The sequence below is a fragment of the Sphaerisporangium krabiense genome (assembly GCF_014200435.1).
In the GTDB taxonomy this organism is placed as follows: Bacteria; Actinomycetota; Actinomycetes; order Streptosporangiales; family Streptosporangiaceae; genus Sphaerisporangium; species Sphaerisporangium krabiense.
In genome coordinates this window covers 1,013,033-1,030,421 of record NZ_JACHBR010000002.1, presented here as the reverse complement: position 1 = coordinate 1,030,421, position 17,389 = coordinate 1,013,033, and the positions used below count along the sequence as shown (strand labels likewise).

The following is a 17,389-nucleotide window of genomic DNA, read 5'->3' as shown; positions in this document are numbered from 1 at the left end:
ATCCGCGTACAGGTCGACCCGGAGGGTGAACGGATGCTTTACGGAAAAGAGCATGTCGACAGATATCGCGCCACGGACGGCAAGGAAGGGCACGACTGGAACGGCACCACGGTCCTTCTGCTGACCACCACCGGCCGCGCCAGCGGCCGGGAGCACACCACACCGCTCATCTACCAGCGCCATGGGGACGACTACGTCATCGTGGCCTCCAAGGGAGGAGCGCCCGAGTCGCCCGACTGGTACCACAACCTGACCGCCAACCCCGAGGTCCAGGTGCAGGTCGAGGGTGACAGGTTCACCGCACGCGCCCGCACCGCCACGCCGGAGGAGAAGCCGGAGGTGTGGCGGCTGATGGCCGCCACCTGGCCGCAGTACGACGACTACCAGGCCAAGACCGACCGCGACATCCCCGTCGTGATCCTCGAACGCGCGGGCGGCTGAGCGGAGCGGGCGAACGCCGGGCCACCGGTCGTGTACGGGTTACGCGGCCGGTGGCCCTACCGGCGCGGTGTTTGCGAAAATACCGTGACGGACCGACGGGGTGCTGCCCGGGCGTCCGGCCACAGGTTCCGGCGCGTGCACGAGGCAGGAGACAGCATGGGCGGCGACTCCCGGACGGCCGAGATCATGATCGCCGAGGCCCGCAAGGCGTTCTGGGTCATGGTCGGCTTCCTGGCCCTGATCTGGCTGGTCCAGATCGCCAACTGGGCCACCGGCTACTCCCTCAGCCAGTCGTTCGGCATCGCGGCCCGCGACCCGGCCCGGTTACCCGACATCGTCACCGCGCCGTTCCTGCACTGGAGCTGGGCGCACATCGAGGGCAACTCCGGCCCGCTGTTCGTGTTCGGCTTCCTCGCCGCCTATCGCGGGGTGGGCAAGTTCCTGGGCGTGACCGCGATCATCGCGGCGACCAGCGGCCTCGGCGTGTGGTTCGTGGCGAGCCCGCACAGCGTCACCGCGGGCGCGAGCGGCGTGGTGTTCGGCTACTTCGGCTACGTGCTGGTCAAGGGCCTGTTCGACCGGCACGGCATCGACATCGTGGTGGGGCTGGTCATGGCGCTGTGCTTCGCCTACCACTTCACCGGTCTGCTGCCGACCGACGAGTTCAGCTGGCAGGGCCACCTGTTCGGCTTCGCCGGGGGCATCCTCGGCGGCTGGTTCTTCCGCGACCGCCGCCCCCGCGCCGCGGCCGTCCCGCCGCAGGCCGCCACCCGGCCGGTGCCGGGCGCGGCCAGGCCCGTCCCGGGCGTGCCCGCGGGGCCGCCGCCCGCGGGCCGTCCGGCCGCCGTGGACCCCTCGCGCGCCGCCCTCTACAAGGAGTTGGACGACCTAGGGCTGTGAGCGGCCCCGGAGCGGTCAGTACGACTGGAGCTCCACCAGGTTGCCGTCGGGGTCGCGCAGGTGGGCGGTCCTCACCGTGGGGCCCCACTGGGGGCGCGCGACCGGCGGTGCGACCAGGCGTCCGCCGTGTTCGCGGGCGACCGCCGCGGCGGCCCCCACGTCCTCGACCTTCAGCACGAGCATGACCGCGTCGCAGGGCCCGGACGGGGCGAGCGGGGTGACCCCGTCCATCATCGACCTGTCCAGCAGCGCCAGCAGGGCCTCGCCTCCGAGGTCCCAGTTGGCGTACGGCCCGGACGGGTCGCCCTTGACAAGGGTGCCGCCCGCCACCTTGCCGAGCAGGCCGTCGTAGAAGCGGAAGCAGCCGGCGAAGTCACCGGCCAGCACCCGGGGGTACAGGGCGTCCATCACGCGCTCCAAATGGTTGGGGAGTACCAACGATTGGTGGTGCCCTATCATGCCGGGGTGACCGATGTGCCGCAACTGCCGCCGTCCCTGCTCGGAATCACGGCCTTCGTGCTGTCCAAGACCGGCCAGGCGGGCAGGCGGGCCGTCGGGGAACGGCTGGAGCCGCTGGGGCTCGGCCTGTGGCACCTGGCGGTCCTGGCCGCGCTCGCCGACTTCGGGCCGGCCTCGCAGCGCGATCTCGGCAGGCGGCTCGGCATCGACCCGAGCGACCTGGTCGCGGTCATGGACGTCCTGCTCCCCCGCCGCCTGGTCGAGCGCGGGCGCGACCCCGCCGACCGCCGCCGCTACTCGGTGCGCGTCAGCGACGAGGGCCGCCGCGCCCTGGCCGAGGCGGTCCGCTCGGCGCAGGACGCCCACGAGGCGGTCCTCGCGGCCCTCGACCCGGACGAGCGGCGCACGCTGCACCACCTGCTGCGCAAGGCGTACGCGGGGCTGGACGCGCGGGCCGCGTATCCGTGACCCCCCGGGTCCCCGGACGGGAGCGGTACCCCGGACGGTGGCGGCTCGCCGGACGGCGTCCGTCACCGCCTGGGCCGCGGACGTGTCGCGGACGACGGACGGTCAGCGGGGGGCGGCCGGACGGTCAGCGGGGGGCGGTCAGCGCGGCGAGTTCGGCGCGCACGTTCGCGCGGGCCGTCTTCTCCCACATCTCCCGCGCGGGCGCGGTCCGGTAGAGGGCGGGCATCGCCAGCAGCCCCGCCAGGACGCATGCCCGGCCCGTCCTGAACGCCTCCTCGGGCACGTGGCGGTACTCCTCGCGGACCGCGCGGGCGTAGGCGTCGTAGCCGGGCGAGGCGAGCACGGCGAGGTCGGCGTCGCACAGCACCTCGCCGTCGCGGTCGCCGGGCTCGGGGCCGTGCCCGGCGGTCAGCCGCACGAGCCGGGCGACCTCCCCGGCGCGTCGCGCGAGGCCGCCGCCGAGGCGCGCGAGCCGGGAGGAGGCGAGCTGGGCGCTGCGCTCCTCGTCCCACCCCGGCCTGCCCTCGTACACGGCGTCGTGGAACCAGGCCGCCAGCCGCACCGCCACCAGGTCGCGGGCGTGGCCGGCGAGCGGCTCGGTGGCGGCGAGCACGGCGCGCAGGTGGGCCGGGGTGTGGTAGCGGCGGTGCGGCTCGGCCCAGCGGGCGGCCAGCTCGGCCCCGACGGCCTGGGACGCGGCCGAGTCCCCGGCGAGCGCGCGCCACGCGGCGGGCAGGTCACGCATGCGCCCATCGTGCCACCGCCCGCCGCCTCGGCGCGCAGTCGGCGCTCAGTCGGCGATGTAGGAGATCGACCGCACCTCGTAGCCGCGTATCTTGCTCCCGCGCAGGTGCAGGAACATGGCGCCGCCCTCGTAGGAGTAGGCGCAGGATCTGCCGCCGCGCTCGGCCTGGCAGCCCTGGAAGATGTAGCCGGCCCCGCCGAACCTGGTGCGGAACAGCGTCTTCACCGCGCCCGTGGACGCGATCTCCAGGCCGCGGTTCCTGTCGCCGGCCTTCCACGCCGCGAACAGGTACTGCGCGGCCTTCTCCGGCGCGGTGACGTGCCGGGACTCGTACACCTTGGCGACCTTGCCGCCGGAGACGATCATCAGGATCCCGTTGAGGCCGCCGGGCACGCGCACGCTGGTGTGGGTGAACCGGCAGGCGTTGCCGGCGCATCCGTTGAACTCGTCCGGCGCCCGGTACACGTAGGCGAACAGCGTCTTCACGGCCGCGGGCGACGCCACGGCCGCCGCGGCCGCCCTGTCGTCGCGGAGCCAGGCCCGAAGCAGCTTGTTCGCGACCTTCGCCGGGCTCGCGGCGGCGGCGGCCGCCGGGACGTGCGCCTGGGCCGCCGCCGCCTCGGCGCTCGCCGGTACGACGATCATCGCCGCCGCGGCCAGCGCCGCGGCGGTCCTCGCTCCACGCATTCGGATCTCCCTTCCACCGGGACCCGCCCGGGCCCCGGCAGAAGACGCGGCGGGGCCGCCCACGGTTCACCGCCGGGGCGCCGGGCCGCGCGCCGAGAGCGAAAGGTGGCCCGACCACGGCGCGGCCTTCGGCAGTATTGAGGGGTGAGCCTCCTCCAGCACCTCCCCCAGGACACCGGCCCCGACGCGTTGTTCGAGGCGTTCGCGGCGTGGAACGCCGACCGCGGGCTGACCCTCTACCCGGCGCAGGAGGAGGCGCTGATCGAGGTCGTCTCGGGCAACAACGTGATCCTTTCCACGCCGACCGGTTCCGGTAAGAGCCTGGTCGCCGCCGGGGCGCACTTCGCGGCGCTGGCCGACGGGCGGCGGACGTTCTACACCGCGCCCATCAAGGCCCTGGTGTCGGAGAAGTTCTTCGACCTGGTCGCGCTGTTCGGCACCGGGAACGTCGGCATGATGACCGGCGACGCCTCGGTCAACGCCTCCGCGCCGATCATCTGCTGCACGGCCGAGATCCTCGCCAACATCGCGCTGCGCGACGGGGCCCGGGCCGACATCGGCCAGGTCGTGATGGACGAGTTCCACTTCTACGCCGAGCCCGACCGCGGGTGGGCGTGGCAGGTGCCCCTGCTGGAGCTGCCGCAGGCGCAGTTCATCCTGATGTCGGCCACGCTGGGAGACGTCACCCGCTTCGAGAAGGACCTGACGCGGCGCACCGGCCGCGAGACCGCGGTCGTGCGGTCGGCCACGCGCCCGGTGCCGCTGTTCTACGGCTACCGCACCACGCCGCTGCACGAGACGCTCGAAGAGCTGCTGGCCACGAAGTCGGCGCCGGTGTACGTCGTGCACTTCACGCAGGCCGCGGCGATGGAGCGGGCGCAGGCCCTGATGAGCGTGAACATGTCCACCAAGGCCGAGAAGGAGGCCATCGCCGCGCTCATCGGCAACTTCCGGTTCACCACGCGGTTCGGCCGCGCGCTGTCGCGGCTGGTCCGGCACGGCATCGGCGTCCACCACGCCGGGATGCTGCCGAAGTACCGCCGCCTGGTCGAGCGCCTGGCCCAGGCCGGCCTGCTGAAGGTCATCTGCGGCACCGACACGCTGGGCGTCGGCGTCAACGTCCCGATCCGCACGGTGCTGTTCACCGCGCTCAGCAAGTTCGACGGCAACCGCGTCCGCCTGCTGCGCGCCCGCGAGTTCCACCAGATCGCCGGACGGGCCGGGCGGGCGGGCTTCGACACCCTCGGCCACGTCGTCTGCCAGGCCCCCGACCACGTCGTGGAGAACGAGAAGGCGCTGGCCAAGGCGGGCGACGACCCGAAGAAGCGGCGCAGGGTGGTGCGCAAGAAGCCGCCCGAGGGCTTCGTGAACTGGAGCGAGGAGACCTTCGAGCGGCTCCAGAAGGCCGAGCCCGAGCCGCTGAACTCCCGGTTCAAGGTCAGCAACGCGATGCTCCTCGCCGTCATCAACCGGCCGGGCGACTGCTTCGCGGCGATGAAGAGCCTGCTGACCGACAACCACGAGGAGCGCAAGGCGCAGCGGCGGCACATCAGCCACGCGATCGCGATCTACCGTTCGCTGCTGGCGGGCGGCGTCGTGGAGAAGCTGAGCGAGCCGGACGAGCACGGCCGCATGGCGCGGCTGACCGTGGACCTGCAGGAGGACTTCGCGCTCAACCAGGCGCTGTCGACCTTCGCGCTCGCCGCCTTCGAGCTGCTCGACTCCGCCTCCCTCACCTACGCCCTGGACGTGGTGTCGATCGTGGAGTCGACGCTGGACGACCCACGGCAGATCCTGCACTCCCAGCTCAACAAGGCGCGCGCCGAGGCCGTGGCGCAGATGAAAGCCGACGGCGTCGAGTACGAGGAGCGCATGGAGCTGCTCACCGACGTCACCTACGCCATGCCGCTGGAGGACCTGCTGTTCGGCGCGTACGAGACCTATCGGCGCGGGCATCCGTGGGTGGGCGACCACGCGGTGAGCCCCAAGTCGGTGGTGCGCGACATGTACGAGCGGGCGATGACCTTCGCCGAGTACGTCCAGTTCTACGAGCTGGCGCGCTCGGAGGGCACGGTGCTGCGCTACCTCGCCGACGCCTACCGCACGCTCAGCCGCACGGTCCCCGACCACATGAAGACCGAGGACCTCCAGGACCTGATCGAGTGGCTGGGCGAGCTGGTGCGCCAGGTCGACTCCAGCCTGCTGGACGAGTGGGAGAAGCTGCAGAACCCCTCCGAGGAGGTGGAGCGCCCGGGCCTGGAGGAGAACACCCGGCCGGTCACCGGCAACCGGCGGGCGTTCCGGGTCCTGGTGCGCAACGCCATGTTCCGCATGGTCGAGCTGGCGGCGCTGGAGAAGTACGACGAGCTCGCCGAGCTGGCCGACATCGACTGGCCGGCCGCCCTGGACGCCTACTACGAGGAGCACGACGAGATCCGCACCGGCCCGGACGCCCGCGGCCCGGCCCTGCTGCAGATCGAGGAGGAGCAGGAGCTGTGGCGGGTGCGGCAGGTCCTGCACGACCCGGCCGACGACCACGACTGGGGCATCGACGCCCAGGTGGACCTCGCGGCCTCCGACGAGGAGGGGCGGGCGGTCGTCCACGTCGTCGGGCTCAACCGCCTCTGAGGCCGGCTCGGAAACCGGCTCGGAGTCCCGTGGCGCTCAGCCTCCCGAGACGTCCAGCTCGGCCTCGGCGGAGACCGTGACGTCGCCCTGGTCGTCGAGCCAGCCGACGGGCAGGTGCACGCGGTCACGGGCGTTCGTCTTGCCGCGCGGGCCGTCCGCCGCCGCGCCCGGCCACCGCAGCGTGGCCGGCAGGCGGGCCAGGTGGCCGCGCAGCTCCTCCAGGGAGCCCGCGGTGGCCAGGTCGCGGCGCAGGTCCGCGCCGACCTCGAAGCCCTTGAGGTACCAGCCGACGTGCTTGCGGAAGTCGAGCACGGCGTGCGCCTCGCCGCCGAAGCACTCCACGAGCAGCGCGGCGTGCCGGGCCATCGTCGCGGCGACCTCGCCGAGGGTGGGGCGGGCCCGCTCGGCGCGGCCCTCGAAGGCGTCGTCGAGGTCGCGGAACAGCCAGGGACGGCCGAGGCAGCCGCGGCCCACCACCACGCCGTCGCAGCCGGTGCGGCGGATCATGCGCAGGGCGTCGTCGGCGGTCCAGATGTCGCCGTTGCCGAGCACGGGGATCTCGGGGACGGCGTCCTTCAGCCGGGCGATCGCCTCCCAGTCGGCCGTCCCACCGTAGTGCTGCACCGCCGTGCGGCCGTGCAGGGCGACCGCGCTCAGCCCCTCCTGGGCGGCGATGCGGCCGGCGTCCAGGTAGGTCAGGTGGTCGTCGTCGATGCCCTTGCGCATCTTCATCGTGACGGGGAGAGTGCCGGCGTTCGCTACCGCCGCGCGCAGGACGCGCCGCAGCAGGCCGCGTTTGTAGGGCAGCGCCGAGCCGCCGCCGCGCCGGGTGACCTTGGGCACCGGGCAGCCGAAGTTGAGGTCGACGTGGTCGGCGAGGCCCTCCTCCGCGATGATCCGGACGGCCCTGCCCACGACCTCAGGGTCCACGCCGTAGAGCTGGACGCTGCGCGGGGCCTCCCCCTCAGGGAACCGGATCATGGCCAGCGTCTTGGGGTTGCGCTCGACCAGGCCCCGGGTGGTGATCATCTCGGACACGTACAGTCCACCGCCCTGCTCGCGGCACAGCGTGCGGAACGCCGCGTTGGTGACGCCCGCCATGGGAGCGAGCACCACGGGAGGCCAGACGTCGATCGCCCCTATCTTCACCAGCCCATTTGTACCCCACACCCGGACCGGACGGGTCGAATCGCCGTACACGGCCGGGCGGGCGCGCCACGAGCGGGCGTCTTGGACCGGCCCGAGCGCGTGCGGCTACATTGGGACTGGGTTCGAGAAGGGGTGCCGCCGAACGCGACCGGGGAGGGGCCTGGATGCTGCTGAGGCTGCGGATCTCCCTGCCCGACCGTCCGGGGGCCCTGGGCCAGGTGACCCGGGTGCTGGGCGTCGCGGGGGCCGACATCATCCAGCTCGTCGTGCTGGAGCGCGGCGAGGGCAGGGCCGTGGACGATCTCACCGTGTACTGGCCGGACTCCGCGCCGCGCGACGCGCTCACGCAGGGGCTGGAGGGCGTGTCCGGGGTGGTCGTCGAAGGGGTGTGGAGCACGCGCGAGGCGCCGGGCACCTACCCCGAGCTGGAGATCCTGAAGTACATCACCGCGGCGGGCGACCGGGCGCTGGCGACGATGATCGACTCGATGCCGGTGCTGTTCAGCGCCGACTGGGCCGCCGCCGCGACCGAGAAGGTCCCGCGGACCGTGCTGCACTCCAGCTGGCGCGCCCCGGACGACGTGCCGTTCCCCTCGATCACGCCCCTGCGTCCCGAGGCGCACACGCTGCCGTCCGGGCTGCACATCATCGCGGCGCCGCTGCCGCCGCTCGCGCTGACGTTCCTGCTGGCCAGGGCCGAGGGGCCGCCCTTCCACCGCATCGAGGTGCACCGGCTCACCCGCATCCTGGAGATCTTCCTGACGCTGCCGGCGATCGAGCGGGGCGTCGCGCGCGGCTTCCGCGGATCCCACGCCGGTTAGGCACGCGCGGGGAAAACCCGCTAGAGTCTCGTGTCGTCCCCCCGGGCGGTGGCCAGGGGCGGGGCACGCGGACGTGGCTCAGCTGGTAGAGCATCACCTTGCCAAGGTGAGGGTCGCGGGTTCGAATCCCGTCGTCCGCTCTGATCCCTCATCGAGGGCGATTAGCTCAGTGGGAGAGCGCTACCTTGACACGGTAGAGGTCACTGGTTCAATCCCAGTATCGCCCACCATCTTCCGCGCCCCGGCGGCTCCGTTCCGCCGGGGTCGCGCGCGGTCGCGGAACGGCCGAATTCCGGAAAATTCCCGGCGCAGAACAGTGAAATTTCGCCTTTTCTCGATACCGGTCGGAAAATCATGGCGACGGTAACGTATGTCGCATGCCCGCCCCTTCCGGAACACTCGATCCGCTGATTCTCATCAGCCATCGCGCCGACGACACCGGGGAAACGTCCGTCGCGCTCGCGCGTGAACTGCGCCAGGTCTTCGGCCCGCGCCACGTCCACCTCGCCCCCTCCCCGGCCGGGGACGGCGCCGCCGCCGCCGAGGAGGTCGCGCCGGAGTCCGCCCAGGTCATCGCGACTTTGGAACGCTCCGCCGTGGTGATCGTCATGATCGGTGTGCGGTGGCTCGCGGACGGGGAGGGGCGGCGGCGCGTCGACCTGCCCGGCGACCACGTCCGGCGCGTGTGTGAATCGGCGTTGAACGCGCCCGTGGCGGTGATTCCGGTCTATGTGGACGGGGCGCGCGCCCTGCGGCCGAATGATTTCCCGAAGTCGCCTGGGCTGAAGCCGCTCGCGTCGCTGGAGGGAATCGAGCTGCGCCGGAATTCCTGGGAGACGGACGTCGCGCGGCTGCGGGCGCGCATCGTCCGCAGCGGCATGCCCGAGATCGGCTCGGCCGCCGCGACGCGGGAGGCCGCCGACCGATTACGCGAGATCCTGGCGTCCCCGCCGGTCGCGCCGGAGGGCCTGGAGCCGTTGTTCGCCGACCTTCACGCCGTCCACAAGGGGTACCTGCGCGTGCTGGAGTCCCTGGCCGCCCGGGTGCCCGAGGCGTGGGAGGAGGAGACGCCGCGCTTCCCGCGCCGCGTCCATGAGGTGGCCGCCGAGCTGCGGCGGCTGCGCCTGGAGTACGCGCCGGTGCGGGAGAGGATCACCGCGGCGGCCGAGGCCCTGCCCGGCGCCGGTCTGCCCTCGCGCCTGGAGGCGTTCGCCCGCGCCGTGCTGCGCTGCCTGCCGACCGGGGAGCTCACGGCCGGCGACGCTCCGCACCCGGACGGGGACGCCGCCCTGGACGACCTGTACGCGGGGCTGGACGGCGATCTGAGCGTGGAGCTGGCGGGCCTGGTGCACGGGACCGTGACGTTCCACCGGCGGCGCTGGGCCGAGGTGCGCGAGCGTCACGCCGCGCTGGGGACCGGCTGACCGTCAGGCGGGCGGCGCGCCCGCGAGGGCCTCCTCGACGGTGGGGAAGACCGGCACCCGGCCGGCGATCCCGGTGATCCACAGCACCCGCGCCGAGCCCTGCTCGACCGCGACCAGCGCCAGCCGCCCGCCCGCGTCCGCGGCGCGCCGCCAGCAGGAGACGATCAGGCCCGTGGCCCGGGAGTCCAGGAAGTCCACCTCCAGCAGGTTCAGCACCAGGTTCGGGCCGAACCGGGCGAACGCCCGGTCGAGGAACTCGGTGGCGCGCCGCTCGGTGGTGAAGTCGAGCCGCCCCCGGATCGTCAGCACGCCGGCGCCCGCCCGGCTCACGGCGCTGAACGACGCGGCGGTCGCGAGGCGGGGTTCGGTCATCAGACCGCCTCCGATGTGGCGGGGGTCAGCTCGGCGACCAGGATGCAGGTGTCGTCGCCGGTGTTGCTCGGCACCATCGCGTCCATCACCGCCGCCAGCCGGTCGGGCGGCCGGGCGGCGATGACCTCGGCGATCGTCGCCGCCAGCTCGTCCAGCCCCTCGAACAGGTCGCGGCCGGGGAGCTCGATCAGGCCGTCGGTGAACATGACCAGCATGTCGCCCTGTTCCAGCCGCACGGTCGCGGGGGTGTACTCGACGTCGTCGAAGACGCCGAGCAGCACCCCGGGGTGCAGGAGCCTGCGCACCGTGTGGCCCCGGACCAGCAGCATGGGCGGGTGGCCCGCGTGCGTGAACGTCAGCGTGCGGTCCCGCGGGCGGAAGCGGGCGACGACGGCCGTGGCGAGGACGTCGGGGCGCAGGCGGCGCAGCAGGCGGTTCAGCGCCACGAGGATCTCGTCCGGGCGCTGTTGGGCGAAGGCCAGGCCGGTGATCGCGTGACGGAGCTTGGCCATCGCCGAGGCGGCGGGCAGGCCGCTTCCCGCGACGTCCCCGACCGCGAGCAGCACCTCGTCGCCGTCCAGCGGGAGGGCCTGGTACCAGTCGCCGCCGAGCGGCGCGGCGGCCGCGGCGTCGTAGCGGACCCCGACCCGCAGGCCGGGCAGCGTGAGGAAGTCCTCCTGCACCGGCATGATGATGTGCTGCAGCTCGGCGGTCAGCCGTGACTCCTCCGCGAGCAGGCGCCTGGCCACGGCGAGCTGGTCGGCGGTGCTCCGCCAGTCGGTGACGTCCTGGATCAGGCCGTGGACCTCGGTGGGACGGCCGGCGCCGTCCCTGCTGACCTCGACCACGGCGCGGACCAGCCGCACCTCGCCGCCGGCGCGCACCCGCACCTCGAACTCGCACGGCGAGTCGGCGAGGCGGAGGGCGGCGAGCGCGTCGTCGATGACCGGCAGGTCGTCGGGATGGGTGATGGCGCGGTAGCCGCTCGGGTCCAGCGGCCCGTCGGCCGGGTCCCTGCCGAGGAGGGCGTAGAGCTGCGGGGACCACTCGACCTCGCCGGTGACCAGGTTCCAGTGCCCCCAGCCCAGGTTGGCCAGGCGTTCGGTGTGCCCGAGGCGGGTGACCAGGCGGTCCTTCTCGTCGTCGCAGATCCAGGCGGCGAGCAGGCCGCCGAGGACCCGGGTGGCCCTGACGGTGAAGACGGAGCGGTGCGGCAGGCCCTCGATCGTCTCGACGTGCTGGTAGCGGGCGACCTCCTCGGGCTCGCCCGTGCTCATGACCCGCAGGTAGCTGCGCCACAGCTCGGTGTCCCTGACCGAGGGGTAGGCGGCGGTGACGCGGACGCCGATCAGATCCTTGCCGACGCGGCCGTGGATGTCCCTGGCCTGCGGGCTCGCGGCGCGCAGCTCGAAGTCGACGATCTCGCCGTCCCCGTCGTGGACGGGCACCGACCAGGCGGCCTGCGCCGGGACCCCGTCCAGCACGGCCTGCACGAGCGCCACGGCCTCCGCGGCGTCGCGCGCGTGCGGCGCGGCGGGCACAGGGGGCACGGGCTTGGCCGGCGGTGCGGCCGGGCGGCCGGTGGACGTGGTCACGGAGGTGGCGTGAAAGACGGAGTCACCTCCGCCCATGGCCCATCACCCGCCTTCCGCGTCGCGACGCCGCGGACCGGCGTGTCGGCCGTGCGGCAGACAACAGTGTTCCATGCCCGAGCCCGGGCGGTCAGGGTCGTCGCCTCCCTCGGTGCCCGGAGTGTCGGCTCGGCGGCACCGCGTCCGCGGAGCGCCCTAGGCCGCCCCGATTCACCGGACACGAGGGAAATATCCGGTGGAACCAATGACGGGCCACGGTAGTCAAAAGCTCCACGAGGCCGACGAGGCGGGGGCTCGAATCCTCAGGCGTCCGGGTTTTCGGGCCGGGAGAAACACGTTTCCCGGACCTTTCTCGAAATGGGGAGCGATGAACGAGGGCGGTATGCCGGCCGGCTTACGAGTGAGGCCGTCCACGGCGGGGCGCGGCCGTGAGGAATGGGCCGGCGCGTACGGAGCCGGGGCGGGGCCGCGATGAGGTCGCGGGCGGGCGGCTGGGCCGCCACGGCGGCGGCGGTGCTCTCTCTGGCGCCGGGATGCGGGGCGCCCGATCACACGATGACCAAGGCGCAGGCCCAGGCGCGCATCGAAAGCTACCTGCAGGAGACCTTCCGTGCCGCTCCCCCCGGCGGGCTCGCGCTCGTCCGCACCCCGGACGAGACCTACGAGGAGTCCCCCTCCGACTGCGGGACGGAGATGTTCGGGGCCGGGACGACCGGGCGGATCGAACCCGGCGTGCTGTACACCGCGTCCACGCGGAACGTCTCACGGCGCGAGATCGAACGCTTCCAGGCGGCCGTGGTGGCGCACTGGCGGGCCAGGGCGGCCCGGGTGGAACGCCACGGCGGCGGCTGGAGGATATATCCGGGCCGGGAGGGATATTGGCTGGCGGTCGCCCATTATCCGAGCGTCCATAAATTGCACGTGCTCGGCTATCTCGACCAGTGCATCTGGCCGTACGGCACTCCCGCGCCCGGCCCATGAAACCCGCCGGCAGGCCCGCCGCTCACGTACGGGCCGCCGCGGAATACCCTGCGTGACGGTCATTCCGAATACGGGGGCGGACAGAACGCCGAATTCACCACAACCAGGCACCCCGCGCGGTCGTCTCATTTAGCATCTGTCTCGATGGGAAACGGGTGGGCTTTTCGATGAGCGTGCCGGGAGGCGGCGGCCTCCGCGCCAAATGGCCCCAGGTCATGGTGGGCCTCGTGATCGTCATGGTCGCCTTCGGCGCCGTGTACATGCTCCTCGGCTCCCCCGGCCCGGTGGAACCTCCGGCGCGCGACGCCTCGCGCGCCGCCGCGGGTTCCCCCACGCCCGCGGCCCCCGCGCCGGCGGTGTCCGAGCCCGCGGTGTCCGCGCCGCCGGTGCCGGACGCCGGGACGTTCCCGCCGGTCCCCGCGCCCTCGGTCCCCGGGCAGCCGCTCGCGGCGACGGGCGCTCCCGCCGTCACGCCCGCGACGTCCGCGCCCGCCGGGACGGAGGGGCCCGAGCCCGTGGCGGCGCGGTTCTTCGGCGCCTGGCTCAAGGGCGACTACACCGCCATGCGCGGCACCGTCGCCGACCCGCCGGCCGACCTCGCCGAGCGGCACCGCGCCTTCACGCGCGACCTGCGCGTCACCGCCCTGTCGCTCTCCCCCGGGCCGCTCGTCCGGCAGGGCGCCGAGACGGCCGAGATGCCGTTCCAGGGCGTCCGCCAGGTGGCCGGGCTCGGCTCGTGGCCGTTCTCCTCGGTGCTGCGCCTCGGCGTGCGCGCCGGGGCGTGGAAGGTGCTCTGGTCGCCTGAGGTCCTGCACCCCGCGCTGAAGGACGGCGGTTCCGTGCGCCTCGTGGAGAACAAGGTGCGGCGTCCCGCCGCGCTCACCCGGGAGGGCAAGCCCTTCCCCGCGGACAGCAAGGCGGGCGACTACTTCGCCGGGCTGGACGGCGCGGTCACCGAGCTGCGGCTGGAGGAGCGGCCCTCGGGCCGGGTGCTGCTGTCGTCGGCGCCGCCCGCCTCCGCCCAGGAGAGGACGACGATCTCGGGCCCGGTCCAGGCCGCCGCGGCGCGGGCGCTGGAAGGCGTGGGGCGTCCCGCGGCTCTGGTGGCCGTGGACGTGCCGAGCGGCGAGATCCGCGCGGTGGCGGACACCCTCGGCGGCAAGGGGGCCTTCAACGGCCTGTACCCGCCCGGATCGGCGTTCAAGATCGTCACCGCCGCGGCGCTGCTGCGCGCCGGCCTCGGCCCCGGCTCCACGGTGGCCTGCCCCGGCGCATACACCATCCCCAACGCGCGCCGCTTCACCAACGACGGCGGCGCCGACCACGGCGACATCTCGCTGACCAAGGCCTTCGCCCTGTCCTGCAACACCACCTTCGTGCGGCAGGCCTACGAGCGGCTGGGCGACGGACGGCTGCGCGCCGAGGCCGCCGACCGTTTCGGCTTCCGCGAGAAGCCGGGGCTGAGCTCCTGCAGGATCGGAGACTCCCGGGACGCCGACGGGCTCGGCGCCGACGCCATCGGGCAGAACTCGGTGCAGGCCAGCCCGCTGTGCATGGCGGAGGTCGCGGCGGCGGTGGCGGGCGGCGCCTGGCGCCAGGCGGTGATCAGGCCGGACGCCGGGCGCGGCGCCCCCGAGGCGCCCCTGGACCAGGGGATCGCCGCCGGTCTACGCACGATGATGGCCGCCGTGGTCACCGAGGGCACCGCCGCGCGGGCCGGGCTCCCGCCGGGCACCGCGGGCAAGACGGGCACCGCCGAGGTCTCCGGCGCCGCGGCGCACGCCTGGTTCGTCGGCTACCGCGGCTCCCTGGCGTTCGCCGTCCTGGTGCGCAACGGCGGCGCCGGCGGCCAGGTGGCCGCCCCGGTGGCCGCGAGGTTCCTCAAGTCCCTGGAGTGAAACCCGCGGCCGAGGTCGGCCGGACCGGAATTGTCGGTGGGGACCCGTATGGTCGCCGGCATGAAGACGGTGACCCCCGAGGCGCTCGCCTCGGCCGAGAGACACCTGGAGCGTGACGCCCGCCTGATCGACCGCTCGCGGTTCGCGGCGCCGCTCCGGGACGGGTCGCGCTCGCGCGCGCTCGGCGCTCTCCGGGTCCACCAGAACTCCGACGGCGGCCTCGGCAACGCGCTGGAGCCCGATCTGCGGGGGCCGGGCATCCAGCCTCACCCCGTCGAGGTCGCCTTCTGGGTGCTCGACGAGCTCGACGCCACGGGACGATGTGGACGCCCGTGGTCGCCCACGAGCAGGGCGGTCATCTCACCGTGGAACCTTGCCGGAGGGGATGGCCTCCGGCAAGGGCGCGCGGGTCAGGAGGCCGGGGTCAGGGTCATGGCCCCCAGGGTCTGGGTCATGTGCGCGCGCAGTTCCTGGAGGCGGCCCGCGAGGATGGCGGAGGCGTGCTCGGGATCGCGGGCGATGATGTCGCGCAGGCCGCTGTGGCCGGCGCCGTGCTCGAAGCCGTGGCGCACGACGGTCTGCCCGGGGGCGTCGCCGGGCCGCAGGTCGTAGCGCCAGTGCGACGAGGGGGCGTCGGGGTCGCCCTTCGGGTCGAGGACCACCCAGGCGAACGTGGTGGGCCGCTCCGCCTCCGTCACCTCACAGGTGACCGTCCATTCCATGTCCTGCCTGCGGTTACGCGCCTCGAAGCGCGTGCCGGGCAGCACGGGGCCGTCCTCGCCGACCCAGCCCTCGAACCGGCACTCCGGGCTCCAGTCGCCGATGCGGGACACCGACGTGATGAGCTCCCAGACGCGGTCGGGGGGCAGGTCGACGGTGACCTCCAGGTCCACCCGCGCTCCGGTGACGCCGTAATCCTCCATGTGGACCTCCGTGGTCGGCCGGCACCGGGGCGCGGCGCCGTCCTTGCGTAGCTCGATTTCCTTACGCTAGATATCAGGCCGGACACGCGCCGCGTTCCCCGTGCCCGGCCCGATAGGGGTGTCTCTGGGGTCGGGGCGGCTCAGCGCGGCCCCACGTCCTCACGGTAGGCCTCCAGACGCTCGGTGAGCTCCTTGGGACGGGCGAGCGCGGGCAGGTGGCCGCCGTCCATCTCGTCGGGGACGATGCCGAGGCGCTCCCGGACGACCCGCCGCATGAACGGCGCGGGGAACAGCCGGTCGTCCCGGCAGAGCAGGAAGCGGGTCGGCACCCGCGGCCAGGCGTCCAGCGGCCACGGCGCGGCGAACGGCGTGCCGGACTGGCCGGGCGAAGGCCTGGACAGCAGTTCGCCGGCGACGGCGGGCGGGACATCGTGCAGGAAGGTGACGGCCTCGCCGGACTCCACGGAACGGCCCTCGCGCTCGGCAAGCTCGCGCGCGGCCTGCGGCTGCCCGGTGTTGCCCCACCAGTCGCCGGCGGACTCCCCCGGGGCGGGCACCATGGCGGCGAGCATCACCAGCAGGCGCACCGGGACCCGCTCGCACACCAGCGGGGCGGTGAACCCGGCGAGCGACTGCGCGACCAGGATCAGGTCGGCGCCGGAGGCGACGCGGTCGCCGATCGCCGCCACGACCGTGTCGGCGTACTCGGGGAAGCCGGCCGCGTCGTCGCCGCACGGCAGGTCCGGCGCCACGACGTCGTGGCCGCGCGCCCGCAGTTCCGGGGCGACCAGGTGCCAGTACCAGGAGTCGGACGCCGCGCCGTGGACGAGGACGTAGGTGGCCATCGCGGAGGCTTCCTCTTCTCGGGTTCGAATGCGTTCGAATAGAGGTCCTAAGTTAGCACCGGCTCCTGCTCAGGTGCGAGGATTCACGAAGGTAAAGGCCACGTATGCTCGGCCCATGGCACGCAGCTACGACGACCCGTGCGGCGTCGCGCGGGCCCTCGACGTGATCGGCGAGCGGTGGGCGCTGCTGGTGGTCCGCGAGCTGCTCGCCGGCCCGAGGCGCTTCACCGACCTGCGGACGGGCCTGCCGGGCGCGAGCCAGAACGTGCTGTCCCAGCGCCTGCGCGAGCTGCGGGCCGCGGGGGTGGTGCGGCGGCGCAGGCTGGGGCCGCCGCTGGACGCCTGGGTGTACGAGCTGACCGGCCGGGGGCGGGAGCTGGAGGCGGTCCTGGTACCCCTGGCGCGGTGGGGAGGCCGCGCCCCGCTGGCGAGCCGGGCGGAGCTGAGCGCGGCCGCGCTGGTGCTCGCGCTGCGGACCACCTTCGACGCCGCCGCGGCCGGGGACATGCGCGCCACGATCGGCCTGACGCTCGGGGACGACCGGTTCCGCGCCGAGGTGGCCGGGGGCCGCATCGAGATCGTCCGGGGTGACTCCGACCGGCCCGACGCCGTCCTCGACACCGACGTCGCCACGCTCCGGTCCCTGGTCTTCCGGCGGCTGCCGCCCGCCGAGGCGATCGCGGCCGGCGACCTGAGGCTCACCGGCGACGCCGGGACGGCGGACCGGTTCCTCACCCTGTTCCCGCGTCCGGCTCCCGCGCCGTGACGGACCGGCCTTTACCCCGCGCGGCGGTTACGGCGAGGTCGCAGGGGTAGAACGGGCGTTCGAGGAAGGGAGCGCCATGAGCCGAGGACCCGTGGAGAAGGACCCGGAGGAGTGGGCCACCGGCGATGAGCCGATGACCGCGCCGCAGGAGTCGTACCTGAGCACGCTGGCCAGGGAGGCGGGCCGGGACGTCCCCGACGGCCTCAGCAAGGCCGAGGCGTCCAAGCTCATCGACGAGCTCCAGCGGCAGAGCGACCGGCTGGGGCCCGCCGAGGGCAAGGGCCGCTGAC

General features: G+C 73.7%; 18 protein-coding genes and 2 tRNA genes. 12 read left to right on the top strand and 8 right to left on the bottom strand.

What is annotated here, in order from left to right; genetic code table 11:
• Window positions 1–33: 33 nt before the first annotated feature.
• Both BJ981_RS32510 and BJ981_RS32505 read left to right on the top strand, forming a co-directional pair.
• Window positions 34–441, top strand: coding sequence for a nitroreductase family deazaflavin-dependent oxidoreductase (locus BJ981_RS32510; RefSeq protein WP_184617194.1), 408 nt, complete (start codon window positions 34–36; stop codon window positions 439–441).
• Window positions 442–597: 156 nt separating this feature from the next.
• Complete coding sequence (locus BJ981_RS32505; protein WP_184617193.1) at window positions 598–1,341, top strand: rhomboid family intramembrane serine protease; 744 nt, start codon at window positions 598–600, stop codon at window positions 1,339–1,341.
• A 15-nt stretch (window positions 1,342–1,356) separates the two neighbouring features.
• On the opposite strand, the gene BJ981_RS32500 is transcribed toward BJ981_RS32505, so the two are convergent.
• Window positions 1,357–1,749, bottom strand: coding sequence for a VOC family protein (locus BJ981_RS32500; RefSeq protein ID WP_184617192.1), 393 nt, complete (start codon window positions 1,747–1,749; stop codon window positions 1,357–1,359).
• A 57-nt stretch (window positions 1,750–1,806) separates the two neighbouring features.
• Between BJ981_RS32500 and BJ981_RS32495 the strand changes: the two genes are divergently transcribed.
• The gene (locus tag BJ981_RS32495) at window positions 1,807–2,268 is read left to right on the top strand and encodes a MarR family winged helix-turn-helix transcriptional regulator (protein WP_204070597.1); all 462 of its coding nucleotides are present in this window, start codon (window positions 1,807–1,809) and stop codon (window positions 2,266–2,268) included.
• 124 nt (window positions 2,269–2,392) lie between these two features.
• Here BJ981_RS32495 and BJ981_RS32490 read toward each other — a convergent pair whose 3' ends face one another.
• On the bottom strand, window positions 2,393–3,013 hold the full coding sequence (locus BJ981_RS32490; RefSeq protein ID WP_184617190.1) for an HD domain-containing protein: 621 nt from the start codon (window positions 3,011–3,013) through the stop codon (window positions 2,393–2,395).
• Window positions 3,014–3,058: 45 nt separating this feature from the next.
• Entirely contained in the window at window positions 3,059–3,700 is a 642-nt protein-coding gene (locus tag BJ981_RS32485; protein ID WP_184617189.1) for a hypothetical protein, read from the bottom strand.
• 144 nt (window positions 3,701–3,844) lie between these two features.
• On the opposite strand from BJ981_RS32485, the gene BJ981_RS32480 reads away from it, so the two are divergent.
• Window positions 3,845–6,328 (top strand): DEAD/DEAH box helicase, encoded by a 2,484-nt coding sequence (locus BJ981_RS32480; protein ID WP_184617188.1) that lies wholly within the window; start codon window positions 3,845–3,847, stop codon window positions 6,326–6,328.
• A 36-nt stretch (window positions 6,329–6,364) separates the two neighbouring features.
• On the opposite strand, the gene dusB is transcribed toward BJ981_RS32480, so the two are convergent.
• Entirely contained in the window at window positions 6,365–7,477 is a 1,113-nt protein-coding gene (dusB, locus tag BJ981_RS32475; RefSeq protein WP_239139611.1) for a tRNA dihydrouridine synthase DusB, read from the bottom strand.
• A gap of 164 nt (window positions 7,478–7,641) precedes the next feature.
• Here dusB and BJ981_RS32470 point away from each other — a divergent pair, with 164 nt between their 5' ends.
• The 4 genes from BJ981_RS32470 to BJ981_RS32455 all read left to right on the top strand — a co-directional run bounded on the left by BJ981_RS32470 (window position 7,642) and on the right by BJ981_RS32455 (window position 9,722).
• Window positions 7,642–8,298, top strand: coding sequence for an ACT domain-containing protein (locus BJ981_RS32470; protein WP_184617187.1), 657 nt, complete (start codon window positions 7,642–7,644; stop codon window positions 8,296–8,298).
• Window positions 8,299–8,365: 67 nt separating this feature from the next.
• A tRNA-Gly gene (locus BJ981_RS32465) sits at window positions 8,366–8,438 on the top strand.
• A 15-nt stretch (window positions 8,439–8,453) separates the two neighbouring features.
• Window positions 8,454–8,528: transfer RNA gene (locus BJ981_RS32460), tRNA-Val, on the top strand.
• Between the two features lie 147 nt (window positions 8,529–8,675).
• Complete coding sequence (locus BJ981_RS32455) at window positions 8,676–9,722, top strand: hypothetical protein (RefSeq protein ID WP_184617186.1); 1,047 nt, start codon at window positions 8,676–8,678, stop codon at window positions 9,720–9,722.
• Window positions 9,723–9,725: 3 nt separating this feature from the next.
• On the opposite strand, the gene BJ981_RS32450 is transcribed toward BJ981_RS32455, so the two are convergent.
• Window positions 9,726–10,094: an STAS domain-containing protein gene (locus BJ981_RS32450; RefSeq protein ID WP_184617185.1), complete on the bottom strand. Its 369-nt coding sequence runs from the start codon at window positions 10,092–10,094 to the stop codon at window positions 9,726–9,728.
• Window positions 10,094–11,689 carry a PP2C family protein-serine/threonine phosphatase gene (locus BJ981_RS32445; protein WP_184617184.1) on the bottom strand — a complete coding sequence of 532 codons (1,596 nt, stop codon included), beginning with the start codon at window positions 11,687–11,689 and terminating at the stop codon, window positions 10,094–10,096. The genes BJ981_RS32450 and BJ981_RS32445 overlap by 1 nt, the downstream gene beginning before the upstream one ends.
• A 468-nt stretch (window positions 11,690–12,157) precedes the next feature.
• On the opposite strand from BJ981_RS32445, the gene BJ981_RS32440 reads away from it, so the two are divergent.
• Together BJ981_RS32440 and BJ981_RS32435 are read left to right on the top strand one after the other, a co-directional pair.
• Window positions 12,158–12,667 (top strand): hypothetical protein, encoded by a 510-nt coding sequence (locus BJ981_RS32440; RefSeq protein WP_184617183.1) that lies wholly within the window; start codon window positions 12,158–12,160, stop codon window positions 12,665–12,667.
• 167 nt (window positions 12,668–12,834) lie between these two features.
• Window positions 12,835–14,565, top strand: a complete 1,731-nt coding sequence (locus tag BJ981_RS32435; protein WP_184617182.1) for a penicillin-binding transpeptidase domain-containing protein — start codon at window positions 12,835–12,837, stop codon at window positions 14,563–14,565.
• A 410-nt stretch (window positions 14,566–14,975) separates the two neighbouring features.
• Here BJ981_RS32435 and BJ981_RS32430 read toward each other — a convergent pair whose 3' ends face one another.
• Entirely contained in the window at window positions 14,976–15,488 is a 513-nt protein-coding gene (locus tag BJ981_RS32430; protein WP_184617181.1) for an SRPBCC family protein, read from the bottom strand.
• Window positions 15,489–15,628: 140 nt separating this feature from the next.
• On the bottom strand, window positions 15,629–16,333 hold the full coding sequence (locus BJ981_RS32425; RefSeq protein WP_184617180.1) for an alpha/beta fold hydrolase: 705 nt from the start codon (window positions 16,331–16,333) through the stop codon (window positions 15,629–15,631).
• Between the two features lie 115 nt (window positions 16,334–16,448).
• On the opposite strand from BJ981_RS32425, the gene BJ981_RS32420 reads away from it, so the two are divergent.
• Both BJ981_RS32420 and BJ981_RS32415 read left to right on the top strand, forming a co-directional pair.
• Window positions 16,449–17,099, top strand: coding sequence for a winged helix-turn-helix transcriptional regulator (locus BJ981_RS32420; RefSeq protein WP_184617179.1), 651 nt, complete (start codon window positions 16,449–16,451; stop codon window positions 17,097–17,099).
• 76 nt (window positions 17,100–17,175) lie between these two features.
• Window positions 17,176–17,388 carry a DUF3072 domain-containing protein gene (locus BJ981_RS32415; protein WP_184617178.1) on the top strand — a complete coding sequence of 71 codons (213 nt, stop codon included), beginning with the start codon at window positions 17,176–17,178 and terminating at the stop codon, window positions 17,386–17,388.
• Window position 17,389 lies beyond the last annotated feature (1 nt).

Coding starts and splice junctions, on each gene's coding strand:
- BJ981_RS32510 (WP_184617194.1), top strand. CDS start 34: ATGCTTTACGGAAAAGAGCATGTCGACAGATATCGCGCCACGGACGGC.
- BJ981_RS32505 (WP_184617193.1), top strand. CDS start 598: ATGGGCGGCGACTCCCGGACGGCCGAGATCATGATCGCCGAGGCCCGC.
- BJ981_RS32500 (WP_184617192.1), bottom strand. CDS start 1,749: ATGGACGCCCTGTACCCCCGGGTGCTGGCCGGTGACTTCGCCGGCTGC.
- BJ981_RS32490 (WP_184617190.1), bottom strand. CDS start 3,013: ATGCGTGACCTGCCCGCCGCGTGGCGCGCGCTCGCCGGGGACTCGGCC.
- BJ981_RS32485 (WP_184617189.1), bottom strand. CDS start 3,700: ATGCGTGGAGCGAGGACCGCCGCGGCGCTGGCCGCGGCGGCGATGATC.
- BJ981_RS32470 (WP_184617187.1), top strand. CDS start 7,642: ATGCTGCTGAGGCTGCGGATCTCCCTGCCCGACCGTCCGGGGGCCCTG.
- BJ981_RS32455 (WP_184617186.1), top strand. CDS start 8,676: ATGCCCGCCCCTTCCGGAACACTCGATCCGCTGATTCTCATCAGCCAT.
- BJ981_RS32450 (WP_184617185.1), bottom strand. CDS start 10,094: ATGACCGAACCCCGCCTCGCGACCGCCGCGTCGTTCAGCGCCGTGAGC.
- BJ981_RS32440 (WP_184617183.1), top strand. CDS start 12,158: ATGAGGTCGCGGGCGGGCGGCTGGGCCGCCACGGCGGCGGCGGTGCTC.
- BJ981_RS32435 (WP_184617182.1), top strand. CDS start 12,835: ATGAGCGTGCCGGGAGGCGGCGGCCTCCGCGCCAAATGGCCCCAGGTC.
- BJ981_RS32430 (WP_184617181.1), bottom strand. CDS start 15,488: ATGGAGGATTACGGCGTCACCGGAGCGCGGGTGGACCTGGAGGTCACC.
- BJ981_RS32425 (WP_184617180.1), bottom strand. CDS start 16,333: ATGGCCACCTACGTCCTCGTCCACGGCGCGGCGTCCGACTCCTGGTAC.
- BJ981_RS32420 (WP_184617179.1), top strand. CDS start 16,449: ATGGCACGCAGCTACGACGACCCGTGCGGCGTCGCGCGGGCCCTCGAC.
- BJ981_RS32415 (WP_184617178.1), top strand. CDS start 17,176: ATGAGCCGAGGACCCGTGGAGAAGGACCCGGAGGAGTGGGCCACCGGC.